The following is a 12,758-nucleotide window of genomic DNA, read 5'->3' as shown; positions in this document are numbered from 1 at the left end:
TTTTATCCCTTGATTCATGACACGAGACTAAAGGCTCGATAGTAGTTGTCGTCAGTGAGTTGGTTGAACAATTTCAGCTTCATGCCATCGTAGATTCCCGGATAAAGCATCAGCAGCGGCGTCTCACGCATGTACGGGTGAAGTGCCGACAGCAAGGTGTGGGTGCGTAGCAACGGGTAGACGGCGCCGACCCCATGCAGAATCAACAGATCCAGCTCCTCCACGCGGGTCTTTTCGACTAAGCGCGGTGCGAGTTTGTCTTCTTTAAGGATGGGGCGTAGTGATGCGAGCAGCGCTTCATCGCCAAAATCCCGTTGCTTGGCGAAAGCTTTTTCCAACAAACCTCGCTCCTCTAATAACTCGATCACGAAGTCGAATAGGTTGACCGAGGCAAAACGCAGTTCCGGCTTCATCCGCGCAAGATTGGGTTCGATTACATCCTTGCGGAATGCTCGCATCTCCAATTCCCGCTCGGCTGGATAATCAAATATCCAGAATCCAATCTCGTTACCCAAGCCTTGATTTTTGAGTAGCTCCGGCGAAGTCAGTCGAGTCAGTATCTGGTTCAAACGCTCTTCAAAATTTTTGGTCATTGGTGAAAGTCCATGTACGCGAGCGTTTCCGTGTCGCCCAGCCGCTTTAAATAGTCGATCAACGTAGGATGCAGCATGGGCGGGGTAAGCCCCAATTTCCGGGATGAGTCGAGAAATTTAGCCTCTACAAGTATCCTCACGATGACTTGGAACAGCTTTTCTTTTGTCGAGACCGCCCATTCCCGTACGAGCGCGTCCCTATGCTCGCACTCAGCCAGGAAGCCTTCCCATTGACGGTGGTTCAGGGAGGTCTCGAGTCTTCGAATGTCAAGGGCATACACATCGCGCAGGAAGTCCCCCATCAATCGGCTATGCCGAATACTGGCAGCCATCAATATTTGGCTGGCCAATTCGCCATCTCCCTCCGCCACCAGTTTCCATCCCGTTTCGTCGAGCGTGTCGAGGCGATTCCGAATAAGGCGCGCCTGGCGTCGCGCGGTACCCGGTTTCTTCTGTAGGAGGTTCTCATCCTTTAATGCCGAGTCCCACTGCGCGTCGGATGGATGCGTGAGCAGGAGCTTGGCGATCCGTCGACTCTCGGGGAGCATGAGCGATCCGGCGGAGATTTCGGCGTTATAAAGACCCATTCATTCCCCCGATACCCGTTGCGTAGCCCGGTGCAAGCGTGGCGCTTTCAACGCCATAGAGCGTGGGCGTATTCCGAAGCCAAAGATGATGCGCGCTTGCATCCAAGCTATGATCGCTTGAGCAATCGATATTCCACCTTCGCAAAACGTAACCCGCCAATGCCGCGCGGGCTCGCAGCCGAAGCGCACCGTTTTCCATCCCATAGTCAGCGTCAATGGCTTCAGGCCACTTCACGCCGGGATGCGGCACGAGCTCAAGCTCTACTATTCTGGCCCACTGCTCATCAGCGCCTAGAAGCTCATGCTCCAATGCATTCTCGGACAGGTCTTCCACCTTCGCTATGCGCGTCAAGACAAAATCGGAAAACCTTTTTTTCTCGCGATCGAATGCCCTGACATGCCAACGAAGACCATTGTCGGCGATGGCTACCGGAACAATTTCCCGAGTGCTCGAACCAGATGAAAGAGACAAGTAGCTCACTCGAACCGGGCGTTTCGCGCAGAGGGCGCGGACGATCGCCGCCAAGACTTCGAGGTTGGGCTTAACCAGGTTGCCCGGCCCTTCGCAAGGCGCAGCTTTCCGTAAGCGCAGGTCAAGACCATCGCCGAACCCTTGAAGCAGCCAGCTCAATACCCGCTCGGTTGAAAATTCGAATACAGGATTAAACTCAGCTGTCGGCCGATAGCAGCGGGTCGTCTGATCGTATTCAAGGTTCAATTCTGCGATTTCGCGATAAGCCGTCAAGTCGCGCGAGGCCGCAGCGGGCTTCACGCCAAAGCGCGCCTCAATGTCCGCTCGTTTCAATTCACCTGTGAAAAAGGCTCGCATTTCGAGGAATGCGAGCCTCTCCTTTTGAGTTTGTGAGAGCTCCAAAATCGATGTTTTCAAATTAATTTCCTCGCGAACACGCTCGGTAGTGTTTTAAATTTATTCAATGATCAAGGATAGCATATGCGTATCATTTTGATACAGTAGTCTATGCTATATTAGAACGTTTATCGTCGCAAAAAACGGGTATGCATTAAATAGGGGATGAAATAAGGTTGAAAAATGACGACGTTAGTGGCACGTTCTGGGTAAAAATTTATTTTGGTCAAATACGAAATATTTTGTTCGTATTAAGGGGGAACTTTTAATTCTTCGGACGAACGGTACCGGCATGTTGTAAAGCGTCGCACGCGACACGCTGTAACGTTTGGCTATGTCAGTAATACTAATACGCACGTACTTGTGGGTAAACTAGCAGGGCGAGAGTCTCCCGAATCTGCTTGGCGTCTAGCTTCGGTGGCCTTCCGCCCCCTTTGCGCCTGCCGCATCGAGGCCGACGCGTGTTCGCTCGCGTATCAGGTTACGCTCGTATTTGGAGCATAGCGAAAAAGTGCAACACCACACGACCGGCCGCGCTACTGGTGTCAATTTTTCACTTAGTGGCTCACAACGGCCACCCCGCGCGCTTACAAGTCGACAATGATTTTAAACAAATCAGGAAGCGAACGACGGAGCCGATCTAGTCGCCAGAAAACGAACGTATCGCTCGTACGCAGTCCACGTAAACACTGACCAAGCTCGGGCCTATCTGCACTTTTTCCGCGGGCTTTTTCCTCATAGATTTCAACGCATCTGGCGTTGGTCAGTGCGTCGCGCTGTAGGTCTGCAGCGGTTTTGAGACCGCCATTCAAAAAATAGTTTGTGCTGCAATAAGAAAAACTCGTCAGCATAAGCCGTTCTGATGACTTTGATGGCGGTCGTTGAGCATGCCTTCTGTGTCATTGATTGTACCAACGAATTTTTATGTTTTTTACACACGCTGGGCCAGAGGTGGTCATTGTGTCGTGCGACAGAAATTACACCGGCAAGGTGCGTTTGTGTTTTCGCGTTCCAGTGTGCTAAAGTCAGTCAGCCAATTATTATTAAAAGAATAAAATGAAAAGAAGGATTGCGAGTGCAAATTTGTTGGGAAATTTTCCGACAGTTCGGGTGTCTACATTTAGTTTGGCCTCTTCATAATGGACACTCCCATACTCGTCGCCGTCATATCCGCAGCAGCGAGCCTTGTCGTTGCGGCAATCACATTCTTGCTTACCAAGCGAAAAGAACGTGAGGCCGAATGGCGGAAACAAAAACTCGAACACTACCGCGAGTTTCTCGACGCCTTGAGTGGAACCGTTGGTACAGACGCGACTCCCGATGGGCACCGACGCTGGGCTAGAGCAGTGAACACTATTGGACTGGTAGCATCTCAGCTTGTTCTTACTTCCCTCTGGAAATTTCAGGACTCAATCGGACGGAGCAATCCGAATCCTTCAGTCGAAGATCACGACCGAAAGCTCAATCAACTTATGCTGGCTATACGCGCTGATCTCGGCGTTACGCCAGCAGATGAACCCGATCTTTTTTCTTTCCGTCTTTGGTGTTCAGGCACAAATGGCTAGAGGCCAAGCCATTATTCGGGCGGACCTGTGCGAAAAACCGCGCGGGCCGTTCAATTTAAACATTATGTTCACAAAGGAAAACTCATGAGCAGACAGCGAGTTCCAAAAGGGAAAGTTTTTCAAAAGCAAGATGAAAAAATTATTAAGACGTTGCAAGAACTAGAGAAAAATTGCTCAGATGATTTTCTGGTCAGCAAATTTGAAGAGTTGTTTCCTGAAGATTGGGTAAAAATAGTAAAACGTTACGAGGCTCATGAACGGCTAACTCCAGAAGGAAAAAGCCACCCAATGCCTCATCCTCGAAAATACCTACTTAATAAATTTAAAAATTATAGGAATCAGTATGCAAAAGGGGAAGATCTCGATGAAGCCCTCAATGCCATCAATACAACGCAGCCAAAATTCACTGAAGAAACCCCGGAAAATATTGAAGATATCATCGTTCAAATAAAGGATAAAGCAAGTTTCGAAAAACGAATCGAGGCTGCGAACAAACTAGGTAAGTTTAAATGCGAACAATCTATAACTGTTCTGCGCGGCATAGTTGAGTGCGATAAAATTTATGACGTGAGAAAAGTTGCATATGATCGATTGAAAAGATTTGGTTGTGAAGTTGGCCCACCACTAAAAGACAAGCCTTACATTGATCGTGAAATACAAGAAAAATTCTTGGCGATCAAATCGCAAGTGAACGAGACTTCATCAGTGGATAGGTACATTAAAAAATTTAAATCTATGTTTCCAGAGGAGTATGACATTCATCTCTATCAAAAAAAGAATCAATTCAAAAAGTGGGTAGAAAACATTGTTTCAAATTTGCCAAAAATAATAAACATGTAGATATGGCTGTTCACGCAATGATGGCTGGATGGGTAGTAGTGTCCGTGCTGCAACAAACTACCCCAATAAAAATTTGCAACGTGGATATTAGTTAGGCTCGTAAGGAAAGCGAGCCCATTTACCTTGTGTACTTGTTGAAATGCAATGGAGCATTCCAATTAGAGTTTTTCAACAAGGTTTAAATATCATAATAATTAATTTATTCAATGTAGAGAATCTCAGAACGAATTTCCAGCCGTTTTTTTTCAATTCCCCGTGGAAGAAAACTGGCCTGTAGTTCGGGCGGGACAGGTATAAATATCTTATTTTTGAGTACTATCGTGCATGTCTGAAATGACCGTCCACCGGAGACCTCATTAACTAATTCTTGAGTTTGAACATCGTAGTAAAGTCCAAACTTCCCAGAGTGATGTTCAAAAATAAATAGAACTTTCTGCCCGCCCCAAACGACAGACGTCCGATGGGGCTGTAAGAAAAAGTCGCCACTAGCTTCGCGAACTCTTTCACTGATCGCTATAAAACATCGGAACCCTTTCAAATCACTTTCATCGTCCGGGATTGTCAGAAGTTTAAGATGGGTCAGAGTCTGAGTACGAAGTATTGGTGGAAGCGCTTCAAATTTTTGTGTGTCCTCCCCAGGACTCTCGTCTTGCTGCAACGCCGCTTCATTGTCAATGATATCCGGCACAACATCACGGACGGAGGCTGCAGCCGAACTATCTATAACTTGGAAACTCTGTGCAGCAATCGTACTGGACTTGGCAGCAGCCTCCTCCTGAGTGAGCTTACCGTCATTGTAATCTTGCCAAACGGAATAAATGCTATCCGAATCTGCTGATTCATATTCGAAAAATTCACGGTTTCTTTGCAGAGTCTTTAAGAAAGCCTCTGCTCCTTGCCGCGTGCTGCTGGGGACAAGGTCAGACACACGTGGAAAGACTATATTTCGCACAAAATCTTTCACCATTCCGTCGAAAGCAGAAAAATTAGTCTTGTATAGGGTCAGTAGCAATTTGGTTGTCGTTCCATCTGGATCCAGGCATATCTCGACCGGCTCGGACTGCTTAGTTACCAAGATAGGTAAACCATGCGAAATTTTTCCAAATGAGAAGTTTGAACTTAAGAAATAGTCCGAGGCCAAAATTGAAGACAAGCGGTATGACAAAGCAGACTCCGGCATTGACCACTGATCCCGAGATTTAGTCTTTTGGACTACTGGATTATCCGAAATTTCTTCTATGCTACAAAACCGTTTCAGATATTCATGCTCGCATTGCCGACGTGGATTACTACGGGTGAGAATAATAAGTGGACGGTCCTCGGATGCATGGCTTATGGTAGAGGGATCATTGCCGCCATATATTAAGTATGGATTTTCTTTTGATCGGATACTAATTTCCGATAATTGTGTTGCCGTTCCAGGTTCCAGTTGCACTTTTAGATGCGTTAGAAGTTGGTATTGAGCATGTTGAATAACCCAAGTCATGAAATTGGTGTTATTCCCGCTTTCAGGATATTCGGCCAATTTTCTTGACACAAGTTCGTCTATCCTCGGCATGATTGTTTGCAAGAGTTGAATGCTTTCAGTGGTAAGTGCTTCACGCCCTGCAGTAGGTTGTAGAAACAAAAAATCGGCAATCCCACCGAATTGATAGGCTGAATGAACGCTTGTATTGGCCAGTCCAAAACCACTACGAAAAGTTCGTAGCGTCCCGACTCCTTGACGCAAGATTAGTCTACCGTCAAGAAATTTATCGCCCTGATATAGTTTCGAAAGAGCGATTCGAACTTCACCCGATGCGGCGCCACTAATATTGACGTCGGCTTTGAATCCGCCCCCAATTTCCTTTTTTTCTTCGGTAAACTGCCAGACTTGAGGTAGTTCTGATACCGCCGCAGCTAAATCCTTTTGGCTAGCTAGTTGCCCGTTGACCAGTACGCGAATTGGCAAAAATGAAACAAACTCACTAATATATGTAATTGCTTGTTCTACGCTCAGAGCTTTCTCTGGAAGAATAAAGGCCGTAACTGTAGTGCCGGGTGAGCCGGTACTTTCTTCATTGATAAAGGGGATGCAATTTTCTGTTGCAGACAAGGTCGATCGCTTAGCTTCACTACGTGTTCGTGCCCCGCTTAATGCACTTTCTGTTGTAACCGTTAGCTCTTCCGCGATTCCAAAATTAGCCATCGCACCAATACCAAAAGTACCTACAACACCTGCAGATTTTGCCTCTGGATTATTTTTGCTACTTGATCCGGCTCTCCAATAGTGATTTCGAAGATCCTCTTTAGTCATGCCAATACCGTTATCTGAAACTTTTATTTGCGAAGCAGATATAGTGATTTCTATGAGAGGATTAAACTGTTGGCCAGCGTGTTTTCGTAAAAGAATAGCGTCGTAGGAATTCTGAGTATTTTCGCGCAGCAAAGCGAGCGGCGATGGATAAATTTGCGAAGCTAAAACCTCTATGATTCGACTAATTTCTATCGAAAAAGGAATTTTTTCTAAATTGTCGCTCATGATCTCATTGCCTGTTCTGCGTTGATCTTCGATTTAAGGTCTCTCACTAGCGCTGCGGGAGCGTGTAATTGCGCTCCGAACTGGTCTAGCGCTATTTTGGCTTGGTCAAATTTTCCAGATTTATTACAAGCTTCAATCCGAATCGCTAGTTCTTCTATCGATTGCGGTATTGCTGTAACCGCAATGATTTCAGCCCACATTTTTGCCTCACTGGCTGCTTGAACATAGAGGCGGCGTGCATAACCATTTATGCTCTCCTTCATCGGTGTTAATAAATCTATTGCTGCAAGCGGGTTTCCTGTCATTAACATTCGTTCAGCGTTTTGTATTAATTGTTGTTCCATTTCAACAATTGGATGTGCCATGCTTCCTACTGATGTTTTAGGAGTGCCCCATTGAATCTTTACGTAACTTACCCCACCCAGAGAGTGCAAGAGTGCGGGATTGAATACATTCACGATACCCATTTCGCGAATGTGTACAGTTGCTGCCAGATAGTCGTCATCTATTTCGATAATGTTGTACTGGCGATTCACTCCTCGTGGAAGCTCTTTCTCCCCCGCGCATAATGAGCCAGCACTTACCACCGCCATCGTTTCTCGATCCGGTAAATAGATGTGCTGTGGTTCAGCTTGTGCTTTGTGTTGGTGTCCGTGAAGCCCCAGCCTGAAATTCTTTCCGATCATACTGCGAACGGTATCGACGTCCATGTAATCAGATCGATGTGGGGGACCTTCAATATTGTGATGCCACACCGCGATTCTCAGGGCAAAAGTCTTTCCGCTATCGTGCAAATCTAAATGACAACGTGCTAATTCATCCTTGCTTATGGCACCTTGCATTGAAAAACAGTCATTTCGATCGCAGGAATTGAAGGCCGCAACGGCAATGCGCTCGCTATCGAGAAGGAATATATTGGCATCGGAGTTCGCTGAAACCTTAAAGAGCCCATCGACCCCCTTATAAAAGCGTGCGAAAAAATCCCTGAATGGATCTAATCGACTTTTGTACAAATCTGGATCTGTAATTTGAAATAAAGAGAGATCATTCCAGTCCCAGCGGAATTTTGAATTGCTGGAAAAAAGCTGCTTCGCAATATCTTTTAAAATATTTTCATCTGTGACGACCGTCATGGATGCGCGGGCGATGTTCCAAGAAATGTCGTGGTTTCCTGGAACAATGATCACTTTCGATCGATCTCCGTTTAAGAAACGACAACATAATTTGTTAAGAAAGTCTTCTGCGACCTCATATTGCTCCGCAAGGATATTCTCAAAATCTGGGGTATTCAAAGGAACACCTTGAATGATGTCTCCGCTAATAATGATTGCTTGCGGAGCGGCTATCGAGATTGTCTCTTGTGTGTACCTATCGCGATCGCTAACAAGGGCGGAAATTAATTCATCATTTGAAATTGGATCAGTGGCAGAACGATGGAGGTCAGAAATATGCAGAATAGAAAACATTTACCGTCACGATCGTAGGTGGGAGTCAATTCTAGGGAGTGTGGCAATTTTCGATGATTTACTTACCCTCCATAGCATACTCGTTAGCCGATGCATTATCTTGCCTTTTCTGTATTATTTATTGTTGATAATGCTATTTTTAACTTCCATCGTAATATTTACGATTATTGTTTATTGATACACTTCTATTAACGTTGGCGACCTGCGGGTGAGACATTTTTCAGCGTCATTTCGTGTCAAGCGCCTGCGCAGGCATGATCAAGTTTGCGACATGCTCGATCAGTTCCGCTACAAAGCCATCCGTAACATCGAGGTCACCTTCATATTCGGCCAAGTTACGTTTTTTGTGAGCGTGGTTAAGCAACAGCCACTGCTCCGGTTTGTATCCAAGGGTATGCTCTAGACATTGGAAGACCAGGAAACGGTTTTCGCTACGGTAGCCATGGGCTCGCAGGGCGGACAACGCGGCAGCATGTGCGGCATTGTAGGCAAGATCAAAACGGCTTTCCAATGAAAGCATAGGTTGTCTGGCATCTAGCAAGCGCACGCTGGCAGAACGCAACAAGTCAGCCCGCTCCCGTGCATCGGGCGGTTCCGCTTTGAGTTTACCGATGCGCGCCAAATTAGCTAGCGCTGCCGAGGCGGGTAATATCATGTTCGGACCCTTTGACAAAGATTTTAGGTTGCTCCAGTACCCGGACGATGAATGACCGACCATCGCGCACGCGTTGGGCAAATGCGTATTCTGGTCAACGTGACCGCTCATTCTGGCCGATCGTGACCGCTGCGCCTGCGATGTTGTTACGCGGTTAAATTGTAATGTCTGCGGTCACGATGGGTCGATAGTTTTCTCCTTTTTGCTGGTTTTAGGTCGTTCTGCGCCACGCAGTGAATCGCCGGTCAGTGTCAGCCGATGATTGCGCTGCAGAATGCGGTCCAGGATGGCGTCGGCAATAGTGGCGTCGCCAATCCAGGCATGCCAATGGTCAACAGGAAGTTGACTGGTAATAATCGTCGCTCTGTTTGCCGCCCGGTCGTCAATCATCTCCAGCAAGTCGGAACGGGTCGTGCTGTCGATCGCGCCCATGCCCCAGTCATCAAGTACCAAGACATCGATCTTGGCGAGTTGGAGCAGCCATTTCCCAAAGCTGCCGCTGCCGTGCCGGATGCGTAGTTCTTCCTGTAGACGGGGTACGCGTTGATAAACAGCAGAGTATCCGCGCCGACAGGCGTACTGTGCCAGTGCGCAGGCCAGCCACGATTTGCCAGCACCGGTCGGTCCGGTAATGAGAATGCTGTGGCCAGCACTGACCCAATCTCCCAGCGCCAGACTCATCACTTCACGGCGGTCGATGCCACGCCCCGAGCGGGCATCAATGTCTTCAATCGCCGCTTGTGCGTATTTCAGGTGGGCGTTCTTAAGCAGGCGCAGGAGCTTGCGGTCATTGCGGCAATGGACTTCGCGATCAACCAAGAGTGCCAGACGTTCCTCGAAACTCATCGCCGCCATACTGGCCTGCGTCAATTGTTCCTCCAGTCCGGTCGCTAAGCCATCGAGTTTTAAGGTCCGCAATTGGGCCAGAGTGGTATGCATCATCATCGTTGACATCCTCATTGATAGTAATCAGGGCCACGCACATGGGCATGGTCAGGACTGACCCAATCGCCAACTGGGGCACACGGTGTGCGATCACGGTTATTTTTGAGAATGTCACGGACGTGGCGGTATTGGCAGGCACCGAGCTGTAAGGCCAGCATGCATCCTGCTTCAAGACGTGGCTTGCCGTAGCGCTTGGCCAATGACAGCAGACCAAGACAGGCACGGTAGCCGTGCTCGGGATGTCTGTTCTCGGCCATCAGACGCGTCACCGCCTCCGCTGTCGCCGTACCGATGGTCTGTCCCCAGTGAATCAGTCGCTGTGGCGTCCATTCCAATTGCGCACGATGCGCCACCGGCATATGCAGGGTGTCGGTGGTGAACCCGCCTTCGCCACTGTTGCGCGGATGACTGGCGACACGTTGACCGCGATGCAGGATTTCCACTGTCGTCGCTGTCATCCGGGCTTCCAGCACCTGACCGACCAGGGCTTGCGGCACACTGTAGTGATGGCGGCCGATCTCAACGTGGTAATCGTTATGCACCCTGACAGTCTTGAAATGCGCCATCTCATAACATTGCAATGGCAAAGGCCGTAGCGCCGGGACATCGAGTTGGGCAAACGCACTGGCGCGACTACCGGGTAGCTTCTGAAACGGCTTATCGTTAAGTACGCTCAGCAGCGGTGCGATGGCGACATCGACCTCGTGGACGCTGCTAAATTGCTGATGTCGCAGACGCGCCATGATCCAGCGCTCGACGATCTGCACTGCTGATTCGGCCTTCGCTTTATCCTGAGGATGACGCGGACGGGCTGGCAAGATGGAGGTGCCGTAGTGGCGCGCAAAATCGCGTACGGTGTCGTTACTGCGTGGTTCGTAGCGATTGGCGTCGGCGATCATAGCCTTCGGATTATCGGGAACAATCAACTGCGGTACCCCGCCGAAGAAGCGCAGCGCACGCGCTGTCGAAGTGAGCCAGTCGGCCATCGTCTCACGCGGCGTAGCACAGGCATAGGTGTAGCTCGATGCGCCCAGAGCAGCGACGAAGATGTGGGCACGGCTACCATCAGTGAGACCGATAGTCGGACCAGCATAATCAATGAACAGTTTCTCGCCAGCCCGGTGAATCTGGCGCATAGAGCGTTTGAGCTGTTTGGCAAACTGCCGGTAATTCACGCAGAACTGTGAGTAGGCATAGGTCTGGTGCTGGGCATAATCGGCACGATACTCTTCCCATAGCAACATCAGCGTCATCCCCTTGCGCCGCAGTTCGTGATGCAGCCTGGCGTAATCTGGCTGGACATGGTCTCGGGTCCGTTCTGGCGTGACCAAAAGCCGGTGCGCCAACTCGGTGTCGTCTACATCTTGCACCGCCGACCAGTCCAAACCGGCAACGGCGGCCAGGCCGACATACTTGGTGACGACTCCTTTTGAAATCCCCAGTGCTGCGGCAATCTGCTGGTGCGATAGTTTGGCATCCAGTTTTAAACGTAATACGTCTTTTATCTTACGCATAGTGATCCTTTGTACGGGCACGTTGTCTCCAGACAAACTGGAAGCGTACCCGTTCGGTTGCTCTATGCGTAACATCATCACGGTGCTGTACGACACCATTCCGGTATCGTGACCGATGATTCTGCTATCGTGACCGCCGATTCTGGTCGGGCTTGAAATCGGTCACGATAGACCGGAATGAGCGGTCACGATGCGCCAGAATGGTCGGTCACGATAGACCAGAATCGGTGGTCACGATCGGCCAGAATACCCAGGGCAAACTCATCCGGTGTGTAGAGAGTTGGGTTCACAACGCGGCCCAGCTGCGCTTGAGCTGGCAATAGCGTTTCAAGTAATTCTGCATTTGACGGCACTACTCCAATCACCATCAAATCAACGTCACTGCTAGCACGCTCAGTACCCTTAGCCAGTGAGCCGTAGATAAACGCCAGATCCACTAGCGGCCACACTGAGTGAAGCGCTGCGCGCAATACATCCGCCACACCAAACGTTTTCAGAACAATACCGCGTAGCTCTTCAAATATTGGTGCTTCGTGGTTTGCCTGGTAATGCTTTTGATTTCCCACTCGCCGCACGGTGACCAAGGCAGACGCTTCCAACCGTGCTAACTCCCGCTGCACGGCGCCAGAACCCGACGCAGCCAACCCAATAATTTCATTGGCATAGAACGACCGCTGTGACTGGCCAAATAGTACCGCCAGCACCCGCTGTTGCGTCTTCGTAAATAATGCGTCTGCGTAAATACCCATAACGGGCATATTAGTGCCCAATATAGGTATTGTCGAACCAATCATGCATGGCGTGAACGGCATGCGTGCTCCCGCACCCCAAAACACAACAGCTTCCGGTGCGGGTCTCCTAACATGCACTAGCGTGCGCTTGCCAAAGAAACCAAAAAATACGATTAACTTCGGGTTATCGCACACGGTTGTATGAATATGAATGTGGGTAACCTGCACAACTTGTTGGGCAATTGGGAAAAATTTCTCCCCATCCGCCGCACCGAACGTTTTTAGAACAATACTGCGTAGCTCTTTAAATATTGGTGCTTCGTGGTTTGCCTGATAATGCTTTTGATTTCCCACTCGCCGCACGGTCACCAAGGCCGACGCTTCCAGCCGCGCTAGTTCGCTGTGCACGGCACCAGAACCTATTGTGGCCAACCCAATAATTTCGTTGGCGTAAAACGACCGATGTGACTGGC

13 protein-coding genes are annotated in these 12,758 nt (G+C 49.0%); 3 read left to right on the top strand and 10 right to left on the bottom strand.

Annotation, left to right across the window (positions count from 1 at the left end; all coding sequences use genetic code 11):
• Positions 1 to 14 precede the first annotated feature (14 nt).
• The 4 genes from RGU75_RS04510 to RGU75_RS04495 form a co-directional block, all read right to left on the bottom strand.
• Complete coding sequence (locus RGU75_RS04510) at positions 15 to 593, bottom strand: DUF1788 domain-containing protein (RefSeq protein ID WP_322233391.1); 579 nt, start codon at positions 591 to 593, stop codon at positions 15 to 17.
• Positions 590 to 1,180, bottom strand: coding sequence for a DUF1819 family protein (locus RGU75_RS04505; protein WP_322233389.1), 591 nt, complete (start codon positions 1,178 to 1,180; stop codon positions 590 to 592). Before RGU75_RS04505 ends, RGU75_RS04510 begins: the two co-directional genes overlap by 4 nt.
• The gene (locus RGU75_RS04500) at positions 1,167 to 2,069 is read right to left on the bottom strand and encodes a WYL domain-containing protein (protein ID WP_322233387.1); all 903 of its coding nucleotides are present in this window, start codon (positions 2,067 to 2,069) and stop codon (positions 1,167 to 1,169) included. Before RGU75_RS04500 ends, RGU75_RS04505 begins: the two co-directional genes overlap by 14 nt.
• Positions 2,070 to 2,635: 566 nt before the next feature.
• Positions 2,636 to 2,899 carry a recombinase family protein gene (locus RGU75_RS04495; protein ID WP_322233385.1) on the bottom strand — a complete coding sequence of 88 codons (264 nt, stop codon included), beginning with the start codon at positions 2,897 to 2,899 and terminating at the stop codon, positions 2,636 to 2,638.
• 288 nt (positions 2,900 to 3,187) lie between these two features.
• Here RGU75_RS04495 and RGU75_RS04490 point away from each other — a divergent pair, with 288 nt between their 5' ends.
• Both RGU75_RS04490 and RGU75_RS04485 read left to right on the top strand, forming a co-directional pair.
• Entirely contained in the window at positions 3,188 to 3,613 is a 426-nt protein-coding gene (locus tag RGU75_RS04490; protein ID WP_322233383.1) for a hypothetical protein, read from the top strand.
• 84 nt (positions 3,614 to 3,697) lie between these two features.
• Positions 3,698 to 4,453 (top strand): hypothetical protein, encoded by a 756-nt coding sequence (locus tag RGU75_RS04485; RefSeq protein ID WP_322233381.1) that lies wholly within the window; start codon positions 3,698 to 3,700, stop codon positions 4,451 to 4,453.
• Positions 4,454 to 4,652: 199 nt separating this feature from the next.
• Here RGU75_RS04485 and RGU75_RS04480 read toward each other — a convergent pair whose 3' ends face one another.
• The 3 genes from RGU75_RS04480 to RGU75_RS04470 all read right to left on the bottom strand — a co-directional run bounded on the left by RGU75_RS04480 (position 4,653) and on the right by RGU75_RS04470 (position 9,095).
• The gene (locus RGU75_RS04480) at positions 4,653 to 6,974 is read right to left on the bottom strand and encodes an ATP-binding protein (protein WP_322233379.1); all 2,322 of its coding nucleotides are present in this window, start codon (positions 6,972 to 6,974) and stop codon (positions 4,653 to 4,655) included.
• Entirely contained in the window at positions 6,971 to 8,440 is a 1,470-nt protein-coding gene (locus RGU75_RS04475; protein ID WP_322233377.1) for a metallophosphoesterase, read from the bottom strand. The genes RGU75_RS04480 and RGU75_RS04475 overlap by 4 nt, the downstream gene beginning before the upstream one ends.
• Positions 8,441 to 8,666: 226 nt before the next feature.
• A complete protein-coding gene (locus RGU75_RS04470; protein WP_322233375.1) occupies positions 8,667 to 9,095 on the bottom strand; it encodes a hypothetical protein in 429 nt (142 codons plus the stop codon).
• Between the two features lie 11 nt (positions 9,096 to 9,106).
• On the opposite strand from RGU75_RS04470, the gene RGU75_RS04465 reads away from it, so the two are divergent.
• Positions 9,107 to 9,253, top strand: a complete 147-nt coding sequence (locus tag RGU75_RS04465) for a hypothetical protein (RefSeq protein WP_322233373.1) — start codon at positions 9,107 to 9,109, stop codon at positions 9,251 to 9,253.
• 16 nt (positions 9,254 to 9,269) lie between these two features.
• Here the strand turns inward: RGU75_RS04465 and istB are convergent, their stop codons facing one another.
• The 3 genes from istB to RGU75_RS04450 form a co-directional block, all read right to left on the bottom strand.
• Positions 9,270 to 10,040, bottom strand: a complete 771-nt coding sequence (gene istB / locus RGU75_RS04460; RefSeq protein WP_322232626.1) for an IS21-like element helper ATPase IstB — start codon at positions 10,038 to 10,040, stop codon at positions 9,270 to 9,272.
• 11 nt (positions 10,041 to 10,051) lie between these two features.
• Positions 10,052 to 11,575, bottom strand: coding sequence for an IS21 family transposase (gene istA / locus RGU75_RS04455; RefSeq protein ID WP_322240175.1), 1,524 nt, complete (start codon positions 11,573 to 11,575; stop codon positions 10,052 to 10,054).
• Between the two features lie 164 nt (positions 11,576 to 11,739).
• Positions 11,740 to 12,693, bottom strand: a complete 954-nt coding sequence (locus RGU75_RS04450; RefSeq protein WP_322233371.1) for a nucleotidyltransferase domain-containing protein — start codon at positions 12,691 to 12,693, stop codon at positions 11,740 to 11,742.
• Positions 12,694 to 12,758: the final 65 nt, after the last annotated feature.

The sequence above is a fragment of the Glaciimonas sp. CA11.2 genome (assembly GCF_034314045.1).
Classification (GTDB): Bacteria; Pseudomonadota; Gammaproteobacteria; order Burkholderiales; family Burkholderiaceae_D; genus Glaciimonas.
Note: the sequence above shows the minus strand (reverse complement) of the source record. Positions and strands in the feature narration are given on the sequence as shown.

Excerpts from the sequence above, each read along its gene's own strand:
- RGU75_RS04490 (WP_322233383.1), top strand. The coding sequence starts at position 3,188 with ATGGACACTCCCATACTCGTCGCCGTCATATCCGCAGCAGCGAGCCTT.
- RGU75_RS04505 (WP_322233389.1), bottom strand. The coding sequence starts at position 1,180 with ATGGGTCTTTATAACGCCGAAATCTCCGCCGGATCGCTCATGCTCCCC.
- RGU75_RS04510 (WP_322233391.1), bottom strand. The coding sequence starts at position 593 with ATGACCAAAAATTTTGAAGAGCGTTTGAACCAGATACTGACTCGACTG.
- istB (WP_322232626.1), bottom strand. The coding sequence starts at position 10,040 with ATGATGATGCATACCACTCTGGCCCAATTGCGGACCTTAAAACTCGAT.
- RGU75_RS04470 (WP_322233375.1), bottom strand. The coding sequence starts at position 9,095 with ATGATATTACCCGCCTCGGCAGCGCTAGCTAATTTGGCGCGCATCGGT.
- RGU75_RS04475 (WP_322233377.1), bottom strand. The coding sequence starts at position 8,440 with ATGTTTTCTATTCTGCATATTTCTGACCTCCATCGTTCTGCCACTGAT.
- RGU75_RS04495 (WP_322233385.1), bottom strand. The coding sequence starts at position 2,899 with ATGCTGACGAGTTTTTCTTATTGCAGCACAAACTATTTTTTGAATGGC.
- RGU75_RS04485 (WP_322233381.1), top strand. The coding sequence starts at position 3,698 with ATGAGCAGACAGCGAGTTCCAAAAGGGAAAGTTTTTCAAAAGCAAGAT.
- RGU75_RS04480 (WP_322233379.1), bottom strand. The coding sequence starts at position 6,974 with ATGAGCGACAATTTAGAAAAAATTCCTTTTTCGATAGAAATTAGTCGA.